The 17,841-nt window shown below is 58.1% G+C and carries 14 protein-coding genes and 1 pseudogene; 1 reads left to right on the forward strand and 14 read right to left on the reverse strand.

Annotated elements, in window-relative coordinates; translation table 11 throughout:
- Nucleotides 1-31 precede the first annotated feature (31 nt).
- Genes meaB through JCR24_RS11110 form a run of 3 tightly spaced genes read right to left on the reverse strand, consistent with a single transcriptional unit; the run spans nt 32 to nt 5,404 of the window.
- Nucleotides 32-1,180, reverse strand: a complete 1,149-nt coding sequence (gene meaB, locus JCR24_RS11100) for a methylmalonyl Co-A mutase-associated GTPase MeaB (RefSeq protein ID WP_238980629.1) — start codon at nt 1,178-1,180, stop codon at nt 32-34.
- Nucleotides 1,177-3,372: a methylmalonyl-CoA mutase gene (gene scpA, locus JCR24_RS11105; RefSeq protein WP_238980630.1), complete on the reverse strand. Its 2,196-nt coding sequence runs from the start codon at nt 3,370-3,372 to the stop codon at nt 1,177-1,179. Before scpA ends, meaB begins: the two co-directional genes overlap by 4 nt.
- Nucleotides 3,356-5,404, reverse strand: a complete 2,049-nt coding sequence (locus tag JCR24_RS11110; RefSeq protein WP_238980631.1) for a methylmalonyl-CoA mutase family protein — start codon at nt 5,402-5,404, stop codon at nt 3,356-3,358. Before JCR24_RS11110 ends, scpA begins: the two co-directional genes overlap by 17 nt.
- A 186-nt stretch (nt 5,405-5,590) precedes the next feature.
- Between JCR24_RS11110 and JCR24_RS11115 the strand changes: the two are divergent.
- Nucleotides 5,591-5,728 (forward strand): annotated as a pseudogene (locus tag JCR24_RS11115) (type II toxin-antitoxin system HicB family antitoxin); the annotation flags it as partial.
- 94 nt (nt 5,729-5,822) lie between these two features.
- Here JCR24_RS11115 and JCR24_RS11120 read toward each other — a convergent pair.
- The 11 genes from JCR24_RS11120 to yqiS all read right to left on the reverse strand — a co-directional run bounded on the left by JCR24_RS11120 (nt 5,823) and on the right by yqiS (nt 17,741).
- Complete coding sequence (locus tag JCR24_RS11120; protein WP_011231854.1) at nt 5,823-6,407, reverse strand: Uma2 family endonuclease; 585 nt, start codon at nt 6,405-6,407, stop codon at nt 5,823-5,825.
- 66 nt (nt 6,408-6,473) lie between these two features.
- Nucleotides 6,474-7,880, reverse strand: a complete 1,407-nt coding sequence (locus JCR24_RS11125) for a sensor histidine kinase (protein ID WP_238980632.1) — start codon at nt 7,878-7,880, stop codon at nt 6,474-6,476.
- Between the two features lie 2 nt (nt 7,881-7,882).
- The gene (locus tag JCR24_RS11130) at nt 7,883-8,557 is read right to left on the reverse strand and encodes a response regulator transcription factor (RefSeq protein WP_012820602.1); all 675 of its coding nucleotides are present in this window, start codon (nt 8,555-8,557) and stop codon (nt 7,883-7,885) included.
- Complete coding sequence (locus JCR24_RS11135) at nt 8,554-9,531, reverse strand: YncE family protein (RefSeq protein ID WP_238980633.1); 978 nt, start codon at nt 9,529-9,531, stop codon at nt 8,554-8,556. The genes JCR24_RS11130 and JCR24_RS11135 overlap by 4 nt, the downstream gene beginning before the upstream one ends.
- A gap of 119 nt (nt 9,532-9,650) precedes the next feature.
- Nucleotides 9,651-10,994, reverse strand: a complete 1,344-nt coding sequence (locus JCR24_RS11140) for a dihydrolipoamide acetyltransferase family protein (protein ID WP_238980634.1) — start codon at nt 10,992-10,994, stop codon at nt 9,651-9,653.
- A 37-nt stretch (nt 10,995-11,031) separates the two neighbouring features.
- On the reverse strand, nt 11,032-12,015 hold the full coding sequence (locus JCR24_RS11145; protein WP_011231859.1) for an alpha-ketoacid dehydrogenase subunit beta: 984 nt from the start codon (nt 12,013-12,015) through the stop codon (nt 11,032-11,034).
- Between the two features lie 13 nt (nt 12,016-12,028).
- The gene (locus JCR24_RS11150; protein ID WP_011231860.1) at nt 12,029-13,024 is read right to left on the reverse strand and encodes a thiamine pyrophosphate-dependent dehydrogenase E1 component subunit alpha; all 996 of its coding nucleotides are present in this window, start codon (nt 13,022-13,024) and stop codon (nt 12,029-12,031) included.
- A 69-nt stretch (nt 13,025-13,093) separates the two neighbouring features.
- Entirely contained in the window at nt 13,094-14,515 is a 1,422-nt protein-coding gene (gene lpdA, locus JCR24_RS11155) for a dihydrolipoyl dehydrogenase (RefSeq protein WP_238980635.1), read from the reverse strand.
- Nucleotides 14,516-14,545: 30 nt separating this feature from the next.
- Nucleotides 14,546-15,658 (reverse strand): butyrate kinase, encoded by a 1,113-nt coding sequence (buk, locus tag JCR24_RS11160; RefSeq protein WP_021322376.1) that lies wholly within the window; start codon nt 15,656-15,658, stop codon nt 14,546-14,548.
- A gap of 55 nt (nt 15,659-15,713) precedes the next feature.
- Nucleotides 15,714-16,817 carry a leucine dehydrogenase gene (locus JCR24_RS11165; protein WP_011231863.1) on the reverse strand — a complete coding sequence of 368 codons (1,104 nt, stop codon included), beginning with the start codon at nt 16,815-16,817 and terminating at the stop codon, nt 15,714-15,716.
- Nucleotides 16,818-16,841: 24 nt separating this feature from the next.
- Nucleotides 16,842-17,741 carry a phosphate butyryltransferase gene (gene yqiS / locus JCR24_RS11170; protein WP_238980642.1) on the reverse strand — a complete coding sequence of 300 codons (900 nt, stop codon included), beginning with the start codon at nt 17,739-17,741 and terminating at the stop codon, nt 16,842-16,844.
- Nucleotides 17,742-17,841: the final 100 nt, after the last annotated feature.

A 17,841-nucleotide genomic window follows, 5' to 3' on the forward strand; every position in this document is an offset into this window, starting at 1 on the left:
TCAACACCTCCTTCGGTTTGCCTTTATCATATCATACTTCGCCGCCGAGGCTCCGTTCGTATGCTTCAATCAGCTCGCGGACGGCGGCGGTGACCGGCTTGGCGCCGGAAATGACGCTGTTCTCGAGCATCGGGAGCTTTTCTTTCACGATCGGGTCGGCGAAAAAGCGCGTTTCGATATATTCTTTGATCATGGCGTGCATCCAGTCTTTTTGCTGCTGGCGGCGGCGGTCAAAAAAGACGCCGGATCGCTTCGTCGTCTCGACGAACGCCTGGATGACGCGCCACATGTCGGCGATCCCTTCGCCCAACAGCGCCGAGCATGTGTATGCTTTCGTCTCCCAGCCGGGCGTGGCCGGGCGGAGGTAATGGAGAAACTGGTTGTATTCGTTTTGCGCCATCCGCGCTTTTTCTTTATTATCGCCGTCCGCCTTGTTGATGACGATGGCGTCGACCAGCTCCATGATGCCGCGCTTCATGCCTTGCAGCTCATCGCCGGCGCCGGTTAAGGCGAGCAGCAGGAAAAAGTCAACCATCCCGCGGACGACAAACTCGCTTTGCCCGACGCCGACCGTCTCGACGAGGATGATGTCATAGCCGGCCGCTTCGCACAGCATCATCGTCTCGCGCGTTTTCCGATGCACGCCGCCAAGCGCCCCACCGGATGGAGATGGACGGATGAAGGCGTGCGGATGGCGGGCAAGCGCCTCCATCCGCGTTTTGTCGCCAAGGATGCTGCCGCCGGTCAATGAGCTTGTCGGGTCGACGGCTAACACCGCGACGCGGTGCCCTTGCTCGCATAAAAACGTGCCAAACGCTTCAATGAACGTGCTTTTTCCCGCCCCCGGCACGCCGGTGACGCCGATGCGAATCGAGCGGCCGACGTGCGGAAGCAGTTCATTGAGCACTTGCTGGGCAAGATCCATATGCCTAGACGCATTGCTTTCGACAAGCGTAATCGCCTGCGCCAAAATGGTGCGGTCGCCGGCGAGCACTCCTTGGACGTATTCTTTAACCGATCGTTCTTTTCGCCGCACGAGCCGCTTCGGCGCAGGTGGGCGCTCGGCTTGCACGTACGACGACAGACCATTGCCGTCCGCCCATTCCGGGCGCCGCGGCTGCCCGTCCGAAGCTGCGCTCTGGCCACTTTCCTGTTCCCGCCGTTTCTCTTCCCCGCTCATGGGTTCACTTCCTCATAGCCAAGCCGGGCATAAATTTCATCCAACACCTTTTCCGCTGACTCCGGAATCACGGTTCCCGGCCCGAAGATGGCGGCGGCGCCGTGCTCATACAAAAACGCGTAGTCTTGCGGCGGGATGACGCCGCCGACAAAAACGAGAATGTCGCCGCGGCCGAGTTTTTCAAGCTCCGCCACAAGCTGCGGCACGAGCGTTTTATGTCCGCCGGCCAGTGAGCTGATGCCGACAGCGTGCACATCGTTTTCGACCGCCTGGCGCGCCGTTTCTTCCGGCGTTTGAAAGAGCGGGCCGATGTCGACGTCAAACCCTAAATCGGCAAACGCTGTGGCGACGACTTTCGCCCCGCGGTCATGCCCATCCTGTCCCATTTTCGCAATCAAGATGCGCGGACGCCGCCCTTCCAGTTCGGCGAACTGCTCCACCCGCCGCTTCACCCGTTCGAGCTGGGTTTCGTTTTTGTATTCCGAGCTGTACACGCCGCTGATCGAGCGGATGGCGGCGCGATGGCGACTCGCCACTTTTTCGATCGCGTACGAAATTTCCCCGAGCGTCGCCCGGACGCGCGCCGCTTGGACGGCAAGCTCAAGCAAGTTCCCTTCGCCCGTTTCCGCCGCTTTTGTAATGGCGGCAAGCGCCGCTTCGACCTGCTCGCTATCGCGCGTCGCCTTGAGCTCGTTCAGCCGCTCGATTTGCCGCTTTCGCACGGCGGTGTTGTCGACTTCCAAAATGTCGATCGGTTCTTCTTTGTCCGGGCGGTATTTGTTCACGCCGATGATCGTTTCCGCTCCTGAATCGATGCGCGCTTGGCGGCGGGCCGCCGCTTCTTCGATGCGCATTTTCGGGATGCCCGTTTCAATGGCTTTCGCCATCCCGCCCAAGCTTTCGATTTCTTCGATATGCGCCCACGCCCGTTTCATCAATTCGTTCGTCAACGCTTCGACGTAATACGAACCGGCCCACGGGTCGATCGTCCGGCAAATGCCCGTTTCTTCCTGCAAGTACAGCTGTGTATTGCGGGCGATGCGCGCCGAGAAATCCGTCGGCAAGGCGATCGCTTCATCCAAGGCGTTCGTATGGAGCGACTGCGTATGCCCCATCGCCGCCGCGTGCGCCTCGATGAGCGTGCGCACGACGTTGTTGAACGGATCTTGCTCGGTCAAGCTCCAGCCCGACGTTTGCGAATGCGTCCTGAGAGCGAGCGATTTCGGGTTTTTCGGGTTGAACGTTTTCATCATTTTCGCCCACATGAGGCGCGCCGCCCGCAGTTTCGCCACTTCCATAAAGTAGTTCATGCCGATCGCCCAGAAAAACGACAGCCTCGGCGCGAACGAGTCGATGTCAATGCCCGCTTTCAAGCCGGTGCGCACGTACTCAAGCCCGTCGGCGAGCGTGTACGCCAGCTCCAGATCAGCCGGCGCCCCGGCTTCCTGCATATGGTAGCCGGAGATGCTGATGCTGTTGAACTTCGGCATGTATTTGGCCGTATAGGCGAAAATGTCGGCGATGATGCGCATCGACATCTCCGGCGGATAAATGTACGTGTTGCGCACCATATATTCTTTCAAAATATCGTTTTGAATCGTGCCGGACAGTTTGTCTTGCGTCACTCCCTGCTCTTCGGCGGTGACGATGTAAAACGCCATGATCGGGAGCACCGCCCCGTTCATCGTCATCGACACCGACATTTGGTCGAGCGGGATGCCGTCAAACAAAATTTTCATATCGAGCACCGAATCGATGGCCACCCCTGCTTTGCCGACGTCGCCGACGACGCGCGGATGGTCGGAGTCATAGCCGCGATGGGTGGCCAGGTCAAAGGCGACCGACAACCCTTTTTGCCCCATCGCCAAGTTGCGCCGGTAAAAGGCGTTGCTCTCCTCGGCGGTCGAAAAGCCGGCGTATTGGCGGATCGTCCACGGCCGCACGACGTACATCGTCGGGTACGGCCCGCGCAAGTACGGCGGCAAGCCGGGCATATAATCAAGAAAATCAAGCCCATCGATGTCTTCCTTTGTATACAGCGGCTTCACCGCAATGTGCTCATTCGTCTGAACCAACAGCTCATCGATCGACGCTTGCACGCGCCGCTCGATGGCGTCTTTCCACTGTTTCTCCTCCACATCGGCCGCCGCCGTGGAAAGCGGCATGGTGGTAAAATCAACGTACTTCGCCATCCAACGCCACCCCTCTTTCCGTGAAAAACGCCACGATCACCTCGTACGCGTTCGAACCGAGATGAATCGATCCGTCCACGCCCGCGGCCCCGTACGTGTTCTCGAGCTCTTCCGGCGGCTTTCCGGCGACATACAGCTTCGCGTTCGGCTTGGCCTGCTTGAACGCCCGAGTCAACGCCGGAACAAACGCCGGGTAATCGTCGTCGGCGCCGCACACGATATAATGCGTCCCGCTCGTGCTTTGCACCCATTCGACCGCTTCCGCGACCGAGGCAAAGCCGTCGCTCCGCTCAGCCGCCACCCCGCCGGCCGCAAACAGCCCGGCGATGAAATCGGCGCGCGCTTGATGACGGACAAGCGGCCCGATATTGATCAAGTGAACGGAAAGCCTGCTTCCTGTGCGTTCGGCATACTCCTCGGCTGCCTTCCGCAGCTGCTCAAACGGCTCGGCCAAGCGCCATGCCCGAATCGGCGTGATGGCAACAACCGCGTTCCCATCGACCAACGCCGCCGCGATCTCCCGAGCGGTTGCTCGACGACGAACCGCACGAATCGCCGCTTCCATCCACTTCCCGCCCGCGAGCGAGGCGCGAATATCGGCCACCCGCTTTTCATCCAGCGGCGGCGACTCTTTCGCCGCGGCTTGCGCCGGCTTTTCGATCGGCGTTTCTTCTAAGTTCGCATACACGTTCGTGCCGACGATTTTTTCCTTCCGCATCTTGACCCGATCAAGCCGCCGCTTGGCGACCGCTTCCACTTCCGCCTGCACGAAGCCGGCTTCGAGCGCTTTTGCCATGCCGCCTTGTTCTTCGACGCGCTGGAACAGCTTCCACGCTTCTTCGGCGAGTCTAGCGGTCAACGTTTCCACATAATACGAGCCGCCCGCCGGATCGATGACGTTCGCCATATGCGCCTCTTCAAGCAAAATGAGCTGCGTGTTGCGGGCGATGCGCCGCGAAAATTCATCAGCCAGTCCGATCGCTTCGTCAAACGGCGACACGTGCACGCCATCGGCGCCGCCGACAACGGCCGCAAACGCTTCCGCCGCCGCCCGCAGCATGTTCACATACGGGTCGTACACCGTTTTCGTAAAGGGCGACGTGCGCACATGCAGCTCGATCCGCCTTGCTGATTCACCGCCGCCAAACGCTTCGATCACTTGCGCAAACAACCGCCGCGCCGCCCGCAGCTTGGCGATTTCCATGAAAAAGTCGGCTCCGACGGCGAGCGACACTTGCATCCTTGTCGCGATGTCATCAACCGTCAAGCCCCGGTCCAACCCGGCGCGGATGTACTCGACGGCTGCCGCCAACGAAAACGCGAGCTCCTGCACGGCGTTCGCCCCGCCGTTATGGTACGGCTCGCCGCGCACCAAAATCGTGCGAACGGCAGGCATCTGTTCCTTCGCCCACTTCGTTGCTTCCGCCATTTCATCATACAGCCGCTCAAGCGAACACGGGAGCGTCCCCTGCTCCGCCCACGCTCCGAGCGGATCCATGCCGATCGCGCCCCGTACGCTCGATAGCGGGACGCCCCGTTCCTCTAAATAAGCGGCCAACAGCGCCAAAAACGAAAGCGACCGCGCCCCGGCGTCCACACGGAGCGAATAGCGGTCCAGCGGCACGCCATCCAACATCGCCGCCACATCATCAACCGACTCGACGGCAAACGGCAGCCGGCCAAGGGCAAGATGGATTTCCGTCTGCCCCCGCTCCAAGTCGTGCTTCACTGCCTCGTTCCAGTCGGACGGGCTCGCTGCCGAAATCTCCTGGCTCACCTTCCACGGCCCGCCCCGATACCCTTCCGGCCGCGCTCCGCGCACGTACTGGCCAAAGCCCGGGTACTGCTCCAGCGGGCCGAGCGCCTCCACATCGCGGCGCGTATAGAGCGGTTTGACCGCAATGTTTTCGTACGTCATCGATACAAGCCGCTCGAGCGGCTTGCCTTTCAGCGACTTTTCCGCTTCCCGCTCCCACTCCTCCACCGTCGGAGCCGGAAACGCCGCTTCCTTCATCTTTGCGACATCGCTCATTCCGATCCCCCTTTGCCTTCCAGACATAAGAAACCGCTTTCTTTTCAAGCCGCACCTTTCCCTCTCGAACCCGTCTGCTCAGAACGAAGCGCTGATGACGCTTCGTGTGGGAAAAAACGGTTTCTATGTTTATTGTAGTACATCGGCCGCGTTTGGGCAATGAACAAAAAGGCAAACAACTTGCTGATGCCACCATTTCGCCATGAAATGGAAAACAAAGCGGTCAAAAAAAAAACATGAACGATCCCGAAATGGCTCGATGACTTGGCGAAACAACACCATCTCAACGATTCACAAATCCTCCAAGAAGCCCTGAAAAAACATGAAAGGAAGAGGGCGTTGTTGCATGCTCTCTTGGACGATGCTCCCTCGTCCCCCTCCAAATCACCGCTTAGCGAAAATCTCAACTGCCATTTATTCATTGGAAAATGTTTCGCAAATCGATCACGAAATCCTTCAATACATGAACCAAAACGGCGTCATCCCGGTTGTACACTCCATGAAGTTCCAATCTTCCTGTTTTTCCGCGCAAATACACTTCCACCACTTGATTCGCCGGGTCAACGATCCAATATTCCTTCACCCCGGCCCGCTCGTACGCGATCCGTTTGTCCATCCGGTCGATTTTGGCCGTGGCGGGGGACAAGATCTCGACGACCAAATCCGGAGCCCCGACAATGCGGTTTTTTTGAATTTTGTTTTTGTCGCAGATGACGACAAGATCGGGGCATACCCAGTTTCGGACGTTTTCATCCATCCATCCCTTTCGATGATCTTCGAAAAGATACACATCGATCGGGGCGGCCAACACGCGGCAATCCTTCCCACGAAGATGCATCCCGAATTCAATGGAAAGTTGGAGCGAAACTGATTGATGTTCCGGTGTCGGCGACGGCGCCATGCTGATGATGTTCCCATCCAACACCTCGCACCGTTTTCCTTCCGGCCATGTCGCATACTCTTTGTAGGTCATAGGGGCCTGTTCCTTTTCTGGTGAACCCATATCCTCCACCTGCCTCCTAATTTTATATTGATTATACACCATCTATTCCTGTGTCTTGAACGATGTTTATTCCTCTTCCCGAACGAGCGGCAGGCGGACGAATACGGTCATCCCGCGTCCAAGGTCGCTGTCGAACCAAATCGCGCCGTCATGAAGAGAGACGATTTGTTTGACGATGGCAAGCCCCAAGCCGGTGCCGCCTTCTTTGCGGGTGCGGGCGCGGTCGACGCGGAAAAAGCGCTGGCCGAGAAACGGGAGCTGGTCTTTCGGAATTCCTTTTCCCGTGTCTTGGATGACAAGCTCGCCTTCCGCTTCCGACAAGCGGGAAAGCCGCACCGTCACCGCACCGCCTTCCGGGGTGTAGCGGATGGCGTTGTCAAGCAAGTTGCGCACGACTTGTTCGAGCCGGTCGGCGTCGCCGTTGACGATGATGTCATAGTCCAACTCGCACGCCAACTCGATCCGCTTTTGCGCGGCGATCGGTTCGTACGTGGCGATGACATCTTCGATCACTTGGGCAAACGCCACCGGCGCGCGCTCGAGCGGCACGCTTTGCCCTTCAAGGCGCGCCAGGTCAAGAAGATCGCGCACCAGCCGCTCCATCCGCTCCGTTTCGCGGTGGATAAGGCGAAGGTACGCCTTTTCTTCTTCCTTCGTTTTCGCGAGGCCAGCAAGGAGTGCTTCGCTGTATCCTTTCATATAGCTGAGCGGCGTGCGCAGCTCATGCGAGACGTTCGCTAAGAACTCGCGTTTCCGCTCGTCTTCTTTAGCAATGGCGTCCGCCATTTGGTTGAACGCCTCCGCCAGGCGGCCGATTTCATCATCGCTCCGCACGGGGATGTCCGCTTCGTAGCGTCCTTCCGCCATGCGTTCTGCCGCTTGTTCCATCGCTTGGAGCGGCTCGGTCATCTGCCGCACCATCCGTCGGCCGACAACCAAAAGCGCGGCGGCGAATATGGCGGCCAACGGCCAAAACGCGGCGGCCGCCCGCTTCGTTGCTTCCTGAACGTCGGCTAACGGCAAATACAAGTAAATCGCTCCTTCAAGCCGCTTGCCGTCCAAAAGCGGAACGACGACCGCCATCACGCGGCGGCCGAACCGCTTTTCGTATCCCGTTTTGACAACAGGCTTCCCGGCTAACAGCGTTTCCCGGTCGCGGCCGCTGACTAACGCGTCATAGTGGACCGGAAACGGAAAGCAGGCGCTCAGTTCGCGCGGGTTGTCGATCAACAAGATCGTGGCCGTTGATTTTTCGTCATACCATTCGATTTGACGGCGATATGCCTCCGTCACCGCCCCGCCGCGATAGTCGCGGGCGAGGCTCGTCCCTTCCGCGATCAACGTTCGCTCAACTTCTTTCATGTACACCGTCCGGTAAAAATAATTCAGAAGGCCAAAGGAAAACGCCAGCGTCGCCACGACCGCGGCCCCGATCGCCAGCCATAGTTTTTGTCCTAACCGAAGCCGTTTCATGTTCATCCCTCAAACTTGTAGCCGATGCCCCATACGGTTTGGATGTGGCGGGCGGCGTCTTTCAGCTTCATGCGCAGCGTTTTCACATGCGTATCGACCGTGCGGGCGTTTCCTGTATAATCATATCCCCACACTTTGACGAGCAAATCGTCGCGGCTGAACACCTGACCGCGGTGTTTTGCCAAAAACAGCAGCAGCTCAAACTCTTTCAACGTCAATTTCACCGGTTTGCCGCCAACGGTCACGGTTCGGCCTTTTTCGTCGATGGCAAGGTCGCCAAATTGCAGCCGGCCGTCATTCTCGCGGACGCGCTGCACCCGGCGCAACACCGCCTCAAGGCGGGCGATGAGCTCTCCTGGGCTGAACGGTTTGACGATGTAATCGTCGCCGCCAAGCTTCAATCCTTTCACTTTATCCCATTCTTCGCCAAGCGCGGTCAAAAACAAAATCGGCACGTCCGACTGCTCGCGGATGCGGGCGCAGACGGCGAATCCGTCCTGTTTTGGCATCATGACGTCCAACAGCACGGCATCAACCGGATGTTGCGAAAGCAGCACCAGCGCTTCTTCCCCGTCCCCTGCTTCGAGGCAACGAAAGCCGGCGTTTTCCAAATACATGCCAACGAGCAGGCGCATTTCTTCTTCATCATCGACGATTAAAACGGTTCGTTCGCTCATGTTCGTCCCTCCCGAATGAATAGCTGCAGCGGGCCGTCTCCCGTCTTCCAACGGGCGAGCGGACGCAGCGTCGCCTCATCGACCACGATGATTTCATCGCTGTCATAACTCGCAATATACAAACGGCTTCCTGCCGCTTCCATGGCAAACGGATTGGCGCCGACAGACGCCGAAGCGAGCTGTTTTCCTTCTTTTGAAAACTGATAGATCGTGTTCGAACCGTGGCTTAGCACAAACACGCCGCGGCCTGTTTCGACAAAATCAACCGGCATGACCGGGGCGGCAATCGTCCGCAACAAGCGGCCGTCTCGAAGCGAATAGACGTGAATATTCTTCTCCACCTTGTTCCCGCTTCCATGTCCGCCGACCCACAGCTCCCCTTGCCGCTCGCGCATCAATCCGCCTAACGCCATCTTCGGCACAGAAAATGAGCGAATGACACGGAGGCGGCTTGCATCAATGACAAAGGCGCGGCCGTCTTGAAAGTCGATGGCATACAGCTCCGTTCCCTGGCGATTGACAAGCAGCGTCATCGGGGAGCGTCCGACCGAAAGGCGGGCGATCTCTTTCCCGTCCCGGCTCACAACGCGCACCGCGTGATGGGTGCTGTCGCCAAAAAACCACGTGCGGCCATCCGGAGATGGAGCAGCGCTCACAATGCCGCTTCCTATTTTCCATTCGCCAAGCAGCTTCCCGGTCGCGAGATCGTACCGATAGACGCCGTCAAGATCCCGCCCGTACAAAAGAAGCGTCCGGCCGTCTGGGCTCAACGCCCCGCCTTGAAACGGTTCGTTGATGTTCCAACGGGCGATCTTGCCGCCATTTTCCGCGTTCAAAAAGGTGACCGTTTCCGCTTTGACATCGAGGCTGATGACGACAGAAAGCGAATCGGCCACCGGGGGAAACGACGGATTGGCGCAGCCGCTTAGCAGAAAGAAGCAACACAACAGCATCCATACGCTCGCTCGTTTCATCTGGTTTTTCTCCTTCGCACGTTCGTTTCTGTCCTCATTATACATCACATTTGTGAAAGAAGTTTGAAATCGCGCCACGCAAAAACCCCCACCGCCAACCGATGGCGATGGGGGAATCGTTAATAAATCGGCGTGTTGTCTTTGTTCATATTTTCCAAAATCGCTTTGACGCGAGCGAGGAAGCGGCCGCAAATGAGGCCGTCCAAGACGCGGTGGTCGAGCGACAAACATAAGTTGACCATGTCGCGGATGGCGATCATGCCGTTTTTGACGACCGGACGTTTGACGATCGTTTCCACTTGCAAAATGGCCGCTTGCGGGTAGTTGATAATGCCCATCGACTGCACCGAGCCGAACGCGCCGGTGTTGTTGACGGTGAACGTGCCGCCCTGCATGTCTTCCGGGCGCAGTTTGCCGGCGCGCGTTTTCGCCGCCAGTTCAGCGATTTCGCGGGCGATGCCTTTGATCGTTTTTTCATCGGCGTGCTTGATGACGGGCACGAACAAGGCGTCATCCGTCGCGACGGCGATCGAGATGTTGATGTCTTTGCGTTGAATGATCTTATCGCCCGCCCACGTCGAGTTCAGCTGCGGGAATTCTTTCAGCGCTTGGGCGACCGCCTTGACGAAGAAGGCGAAATACGTCAAATTGAAGCCTTCACGCCGCTTGAACTCGTCTTTGATCGCATCGCGGTAGGCGACAAGATCGGTGACGTCGACTTCGACCATCGTCCAAGCGTGCGGCGCTTCGTGTTTGCTGCGGAGCATGTTCGCCGCAATCGCCTTGCGCACCGGGGTGACCGGAATTTCGATGTCGCCCGCTCCGGCTTCGACGTTCGGGGCCGCTGGTTTGATCGGCGCTGCCTGCGGCGCGGTTGGCGCGGCCGCGGCAGACGGTTGAACGGTTGCGGCGGCTGTGGCCGGTTGTTCCGTTCTCGGTTCCGCTTTTGGCGCCGCTTGTTCCGCCGCCGGTGCCGCTCCCGCTTTCGGAATTTGTCCAGACTCAATGAGCTTCAGCAAATCTTTGCGCGTCACCCGCCCGCCAAGGCCGGTGCCTTCGACTTGTTCGAGGTCAATGCCGTGTTCCTGAGCCAAGCGGAGCACGGCCGGCGAATAGCGGCCGTTGTTTGCCCGGCCGGCCTTTTTCGGAGCGGCTGGCTTGGCGTTGTCTTCTGCTTTCGGCGCTTCATCCGCCGGCTTCGCTTCCGAAGCCGGTGCAGCGCCTTCGACTTCGATCGTGCAAATCGGCGCGCCGACTGGGAGCGTCTCCCCTTCTTTGGCGATCAGCTCGCGGATGACGCCGGCAAACGACGACGGAATTTCCGCGCTCACTTTATCGGTGATGACTTCAGCGATCGGGTCGTATTTGTTCACTTTGTCGCCCGGGGAAATGAGCCATTTGCTGATCGTGCCTTCCGTGACGCTTTCCCCGAGCTGAGGCATCGTCAATTGTTCGATGGCCACATCGATACCCTCCTATCTTGGCTGCAATGTCTTCGCCTCAAAACGCCGCTAATTCGCGCATCGCTTTTTCGACTTTTTCTGGATTGATCATAAAGAATTTTTCCATCGTCGGCGCATACGGCATGGCCGGAACGTCCGGGCCGGCGAGGCGCATAATCGGCGCGTCGAGATCAAACAAACAATGCTCCGCGATAATGGCGGCGACTTCGCTCATGACGCTGCCTTCTTTATTGTCTTCCGTAATGAGCAGCACTTTTCCTGTTTTGCTCGCCGCCTCGATGATCGCTTCTTTGTCGAGCGGATAGACGGTGCGCAAATCGAGCAGATGGACAGAAATGCCGTCTTGGGCGACGCGCTCGGCCGCCTGCAAGGCAAAATGGACGCACAGCCCGTACGTGATGACCGTGATGTCATCGCCTTCACGCTTGACGTCCGCCTTGCCGATCGGAAGCACGTAGTCGTCCTCCGGCACTTCCCCTTTAATGAGGCGGTAAGCGCGTTTATGCTCGAAAAAGAGCACCGGGTCTTCGTCGCGAATCGCCGCTTTCAGCAGCCCTTTCACATCGTACGGCGTCGACGGCATGACGATTTTTAACCCAGGCTGGTTGGCGAAAATCGCTTCGACTGACTGCGAATGGTACAAAGCGCCGTGAACGCCGCCGCCGTATGGGGCGCGGATGACGATCGGGCAGTTCCAGTCGTTGTTCGAGCGATAGCGGATGCGCGCCGCTTCAGAAATGATTTGGTTGACCGCCGGCATGATAAAATCGGCAAACTGAATTTCGGCAATCGGGCGCAGGCCGTACATCGCCGCGCCGATGCCGACGCCGACGATCGCCGACTCGGAAAGCGGCGTGTCGATGACGCGCTCTTCGCCGAACTGCTCGTACAATCCTTGCGTCGCTTTGAACACTCCGCCTTTCCGGCCGACGTCTTCTCCTAACACAAACACGCGCGGGTCGCGCTCCATCTCTTCACGAATCGCCATCGTAACCGCATCAATATAGGAAATAACAGGCATCGTCGATTCCCCCTTACTCCTCGGCATACACGTAGCGAAGCGCATGCTCCGGCTCGGCGTACGGAGCCTTCTCCGCGTAGTCGGTCGCTTCGTTCACTTCTTTCATGACGCGCGCTTGAATGTCCTCGTCAAGCTGGTCGGTCAAAACACCGGTTTCTTTCAAATAGTTGGCAAACGACACGATCGGGTCTTTGGCGCGCGCTTCGGCGAGCTCTTCTTCCGTCCGATAGACGCGGTGGTCATCGTCCGACGAGTGCGACGTCAGCCGGTATGTCACGGCCTCGATGAGCGTCGGCCCTTCGCCGCGGCGGGCGCGGTCGGCCGCTTCTTTCACGACTCGGTACACTTCAAGCGGATCGGTGCCGTCGACCGTATAGCCCGGCATGCCATAGCCGATGGCGCGGTCGGACACCTTTTCGCACGCGAGTTGTTTCGAAATGGGCACGGAAATGGCGTACTTGTTGTTTTCGCACATGAAGATGACCGGAAGCTTGTGAACGCCGGCGAAGTTCGCCCCTTCATGGAAGTCGCCTTGGTTCGACGACCCTTCGCCGAACGTGACGAAGGCGACAAAATCTTTCTTTTCCATTTTCGCCGCCAGCGCAAAGCCAACCGCATGCGGCACTTGCGTCGTCACGGGCGATGAACCGGTGACGATCCGGTTTTTCTTTTTCCCGAAATGCCCTGGCATTTGCCGGCCGCCGGAGTTCGGGTCTTCCGCCTTGGCAAACGCCGCCAACATCAATTCTCTCGGCGTCATGCCAAACGTCAGGACAACGCCCACATCGCGGTAATACGGCAAGACATAGTCTTTCGTCCGGTCGAGGGCGAATGCCGCGCCGACTTGCGCCGCCTCCTGCCCTTGGCATGAGATGACGAACGGAATTTTCCCCGCGCGGTTTAACAGCCACATCCGTTCATCGAGCTTGCGGGCCAAGAGCATCGTTTCATACATTTCCAACACCGTGTCATCGCTTAATCCAAGCGCCTGATGACGGTTTTGCGCCATCGCAACAACCTCCCTTAGATTCACATAGTCAACCAATGATCACGCGCCGCGCGCATACGGCGAAATCGGTTAAAAATGAATAGCTTTGCCATCGACCGCCAGCGCCGCTTCCGCCATGGCCTCTGACAGCGTCGGATGCGGATGGATCGCATGCGCCACTTCCCACGGAGCCGCATCAAGCACGCGGGCGAGACCGGCTTCGGAAATCAAATCGGTCACGTGCGGCCCGACCATATGGACGCCAAGCAGATCGTCCGTGTTCCGGTCGGCGATGAGTTTCACAAACCCTTCCGCCTCACCGAACACAAGCGCCTTGCCAATGGCTTTAAACGGAAATTTGCCGACCTTGACATCATAGCCTTTCGCTTTCGCCTCTTGTTCGGTTAAGCCGACCGCCGCCGCTTCCGGACGGGTGTAAATGCAGCGGGGCACCATCGTATAGTCAATCGGCGCTGGGTTGTGCCCGGCCAAATGCTCAATGGCGACAATCCCTTCATGGGCGGCGACATGGGCAAGCTGCAGGCCGCCGATGACATCGCCGATCGCGTAAATGTGCGATTCTTTCGTTTGGCCGAACTCGTTCGTTTGAATATACCCCTTCTCCACGACAATCTCGGTGTTTTCCAAGCCGATCCCCTCAATGTTCGCCTGCCGCCCGACGGAAACAAGCATCTTGTCGGCCGCAAACGTTTTCCGCTCGCCTTGATGCTCCGCTTGGATCGTGACGCCGTTTCCTTTCTCGAGCGTTTCCGCGAGCACCCGCGCTCCTGTGACGATGTTGACACCGCGGCGGCGGAGCAGTTTTTCCATTTCTTTTGACACGTCTTCATCTTCTGTCGGCAAAATGCGATCGGCATATTCCAGCACCGTCACGTCAACGCCGAAATCATTAAGCATGGACGCCCATTCCATGCCGATCACACCGCCGCCGACGATCAAGATGGACGAGGGGAGCGTCTCCATTTGCAACGCCTCATCGGACGTCATCACGAATTCGCCGTCCGGCTCGAGCCCCGGCAGCGTGCGCGGGCGCGAACCGGTGGCGATGACGACAAATTTCGGGACGAGCATTTCGTTTTCGCTGCCGTCGTTCATTTCGACCGACACCGTCCCCGGCAGCGGGGAAAAGATCGACGGGCCGAGCAGGCGGCCGGTGCCGGCGTACACATCGATTTTCCCTTTTTTCATCAAATGCTGCACGCCTTTGTGGAGCTGCTCAACAATCGCCGCTTTGCGCGCCTGCACTTTGGCAAAATCAAGGCGCACGCCGTCGGCGATGACGCCAAATGCCTCGCCGTTTTTCGTTTGTGCGTACACTTCGGCACTGCGAAGCAACGCTTTGGACGGAATGCAGCCAGCGTGCAGGCACGTGCCGCCGAGCTTCCCTTTTTCCACAACGGCCGTTTTCAACCCGAGCTGCGAGGCGCGAATGGCGGCCACATAGCCACCCGTTCCTCCGCCGAGAATGACGACATCGTATTCTTTTGCCATCTTGCCTTCTCCTTTCTGTCCGTTGCCGCATCAGCGCCGGGCTGGAACCGGCGAAACGGCCTTGCCTGGATACACTTTTCCCTCTTCTTCGCCGCGCAGGACGCGAAGCGCGCCTTCAGCGAGCGCCTGCAGTTCGTTTTCGCCCGGATGGACGATGACATCGGCGATCCATTGCACGCGGCGAGTGATCTGTTCGACAAACGATTTGCCATACGCCAGTCCGCCGGTCAAAATGATGGCGTCGACTTTGCCGGAAAGCACGGCGCTTGCCGCACCGATTTCTTTCGCCACTTGGTACGCCATCGCCTCATACACGAGCTTGGCCTTTTCATCGCCGGCTTCGATCATTTTCTCGACTTTCACCGCATCATTCGTGCCAAGATAACCGACAAGGCCGCCGCCGCCGACGAGCATGTTCATGATCTCTTCGCGGTAATATTCACCAGAGAAGCATAAAGCAACCAAATCGCCCGCTGGCACCGTCCCGGCGCGCTCCGGGCTGAACGGGCCTTCGCCGTCAAGGCCGTTGTTGACATCGACGACCCTTCCTTGCTTGTGGGCGCCGACCGTGATGCCGCCGCCCATATGGGCGACGATCAAGTTCAGTTCGTCATACCGTTTCCCAAGCTGCTTGGCGACGCGGCGCGCGACCGCCTTTTGGTTTAAAGCATGGAAAATGCTGCGCCGCTCAATGAGCGGAAATCCGCTGATCCGGGCAATTGGATCGAGTTCGTCGACAACGACCGGATCGACGATAAACGCCGGGATGTTTAAGGCCGAGGCGATCTCATGCGCCAAAATGCCGCCGAGGTTGGACGCGTGCTGGCCGGAATATCCGCGCCGCAAATCTTCAAGCATCGCCTCATTGACGCGATACGTTCCGCCTTCGATCGGACGGAGAAGCCCTCCGCGGCCGCAGACGGCGCTCAACTTCGATAAATTGATTCCTTCTTCATCCAGTGCTTGCAAAATCGTTTGCTTGCGGAACTCATACTGGTCCGCGATCGTTTTATATTGCCGAAGCACGTCCGCCTCATGGCGGATCGTTTTTTCGAGCAATGGCCGTTCGTTTTCAAAGACGCCGATCTTCGTTGAAGTCGAGCCTGGATTGATCGTTAAAATGCGAAACTTCTGCTCTTCCATCGTTGCTGTCCCTCCATCATCCGCCGGCGGGGCGGAAGGCCGCCCCTCGCCACTATTAGCGGGCGCGGCGGCGGCTTAAAATATGATGGCCGTTTTGCAAAAATTGGCTGCGCGCTTTGCGCATCGTTTCAATTCGTTCTTCGGCCATCCGGTCAGCGGCCACATACGTTGGAATGTTGTCACGCTTGGCGATGGCAAACACTTTTTCGATGTTGTCATAAATTTGCTCGATTTTTTTCATCGCCCGTTCACGGTTGTAGCCGTACAGCTCATCGGCGACGTTGATGACGCCGCCGGCGTTGATCACATAATCTGGTGCATAGACGATGCCCATTTCATGGATCATGTCGCCATGGCGCGGCTCTTTCAGCTGGTTGTTCGCCGAGCCGGCGATCACTTTCGCTTTCAGCTGTGGAATCGTTTGGTCGTTGATGATGCCGCCGAGCGCGCATGGAGCAAAAATGTCGCACTCCACGCCGTAAATGTCGTTCGGGTCGACCGCTTTCGCCCCAAATTCCTCGACCGCGCGCGCCACCGCTTCCTTGTTGATGTCGGTAACGATGAGTTTCGCTCCTTCTTCGTGCAAATGGCGGCATAAATGGTAGGCGACATTGCCAACCCCTTGGACGGCGACAACTTTTCCTTCAAGCGAATCGCTGCCAAACGCTTCCTTCGCCGCCGCTTTCATCCCGCGATATACGCCGTAAGCCGTGGCCGGCGACGGGTTGCCGGATGAGCCGAATTCCGGCGAAATCCCGGTGACATAGTCCGTTTCCTGATAGATGATGTCCATATCGGCAACGGTCGTGCCGACGTCTTCCGCCGTGATGTAGCGGCCGTTCAGCCCTTGAATGAACCGGCCGAACGCGCGGAACATCGCCTCGTTTTTATCTTTGCGCGGATCGCCGATGATGACCGTCTTGCCCCCGCCTAAATTAAGGCCGGCGGCCGCGTTTTTGTACGTCATGCCGCGGGCGAGGCGCAGGGCGTCTTCAAGCGCCTCTTCTTCCGAATTGTACATCCACATGCGCGTCCCGCCGAGCGCCGGGCCGAGCGTCGTGTCATGAATGACAATGATCGCCTTCAATCCGGATTCTTTGTCTTGGCAAAACAACACTTGCTCATAATCATATTTTTCCATATATTGAAACAGTTCCATCACTGATGGCCTCCTTCATCTATTTCATTTTGCTGCCGAACAAATAGCAAGCGCCAACGAATACAGTTTGCTTTCCGCCGAGTCGGCGCGCGACGTCAACACGATCGGCGCCTTCGCCCCAGCGATGACTGCGCCGACGCGTGCGTTCGCAAAATAGACGAGCGACTTATACAGCATGTTGCCGGATTCAATGTCCGGCACAAGCAAAATATCAGCCTGTCCAGCCACTTCGCTTTCAATCCGCTTATGCTTCGCCGCCGCCAGCGACACCGCGTTGTCCAACGCAAGCGGTCCGTCAACGAGGCTATGTTCGATTTGCCCCCGCTTTTGCATCATTGCGAGCGCCGCTGCATCAAGTGTTGCCGGCATGGCCGGATTGACCGTCTCCACCGCCGCCAGCGCCGCGACTTTCGGGCGCTCGATGCCGATGGAGCGCGCGATGCTGACGGCGTTGTTGACAATTTGCACCTTTTGCTCCAAATCCGGAGCGATGTTCATCGCCGCGTCGGTGACGATGACAAATCGGTCAAACTCCGGCACCTCAAAAACAGCGACATGGGACAACACCTTTCCCGTGCGCAGCCCGTATTCTTTGTTCAAAACGGCTTTCAGCAGCGTTGCCGTCGGCACATGCCCTTTCATCAACGCATCCGCCTCGTTCAAATGGACGGCGCGCACGGCAAGCTCTGCGGCTTGCCCGATCGAATTCGCATGAACGACATCGACGTCGGAAAAGCGGGCGCATCCTTTTTCCTTCAACAGCCGTCCGAGCCGCTCCCGATCGCCATAAAGCACAAAGCGTCCGAGACGGTGTTCGAGCGCCATCGCCACCGCTTCAATCACTTCTTCATCTTCCGCCGCCGCCACGGCCACCGTCCGGTCCTGGCATTGTCTTGCTTCTTGCACTAACGATTCAAGCTTCATCATCTGCACCAACCTTTTCTGCAAATCGTGCGGCACAGTCTTTTTATGCAAAAACTGTGCCAACCAAAAATGACTGAAAGCGCTTTAAAACACACTACCT

Source organism: Geobacillus sp. YHL, assembly GCF_022341265.1.
Classification (GTDB): domain Bacteria; phylum Bacillota; class Bacilli; order Bacillales; family Anoxybacillaceae; genus Geobacillus; species Geobacillus thermoleovorans.

Excerpts from the sequence above, each read along its gene's own strand:
- meaB (WP_238980629.1), bottom strand. The coding sequence starts at position 1,180 with ATGAGCGGGGAAGAGAAACGGCGGGAACAGGAAAGTGGCCAGAGCGCA.
- scpA (WP_238980630.1), bottom strand. The coding sequence starts at position 3,372 with ATGGCGAAGTACGTTGATTTTACCACCATGCCGCTTTCCACGGCGGCG.
- JCR24_RS11110 (WP_238980631.1), bottom strand. The coding sequence starts at position 5,404 with ATGAGCGATGTCGCAAAGATGAAGGAAGCGGCGTTTCCGGCTCCGACG.
- JCR24_RS11120 (WP_011231854.1), bottom strand. The coding sequence starts at position 6,407 with ATGGGTTCACCAGAAAAGGAACAGGCCCCTATGACCTACAAAGAGTAT.
- JCR24_RS11125 (WP_238980632.1), bottom strand. The coding sequence starts at position 7,880 with ATGAAACGGCTTCGGTTAGGACAAAAACTATGGCTGGCGATCGGGGCC.
- JCR24_RS11130 (WP_012820602.1), bottom strand. The coding sequence starts at position 8,557 with ATGAGCGAACGAACCGTTTTAATCGTCGATGATGAAGAAGAAATGCGC.
- JCR24_RS11135 (WP_238980633.1), bottom strand. The coding sequence starts at position 9,531 with ATGAAACGAGCGAGCGTATGGATGCTGTTGTGTTGCTTCTTTCTGCTA.
- JCR24_RS11145 (WP_011231859.1), bottom strand. The coding sequence starts at position 12,015 with ATGCCTGTTATTTCCTATATTGATGCGGTTACGATGGCGATTCGTGAA.
- JCR24_RS11150 (WP_011231860.1), bottom strand. The coding sequence starts at position 13,024 with ATGGCGCAAAACCGTCATCAGGCGCTTGGATTAAGCGATGACACGGTG.
- lpdA (WP_238980635.1), bottom strand. The coding sequence starts at position 14,515 with ATGGCAAAAGAATACGATGTCGTCATTCTCGGCGGAGGAACGGGTGGC.
- buk (WP_021322376.1), bottom strand. The coding sequence starts at position 15,658 with ATGGAAGAGCAGAAGTTTCGCATTTTAACGATCAATCCAGGCTCGACT.
- JCR24_RS11165 (WP_011231863.1), bottom strand. The coding sequence starts at position 16,817 with ATGGAACTGTTTCAATATATGGAAAAATATGATTATGAGCAAGTGTTG.
- yqiS (WP_238980642.1), bottom strand. The coding sequence starts at position 17,741 with ATGAAGCTTGAATCGTTAGTGCAAGAAGCAAGACAATGCCAGGACCGG.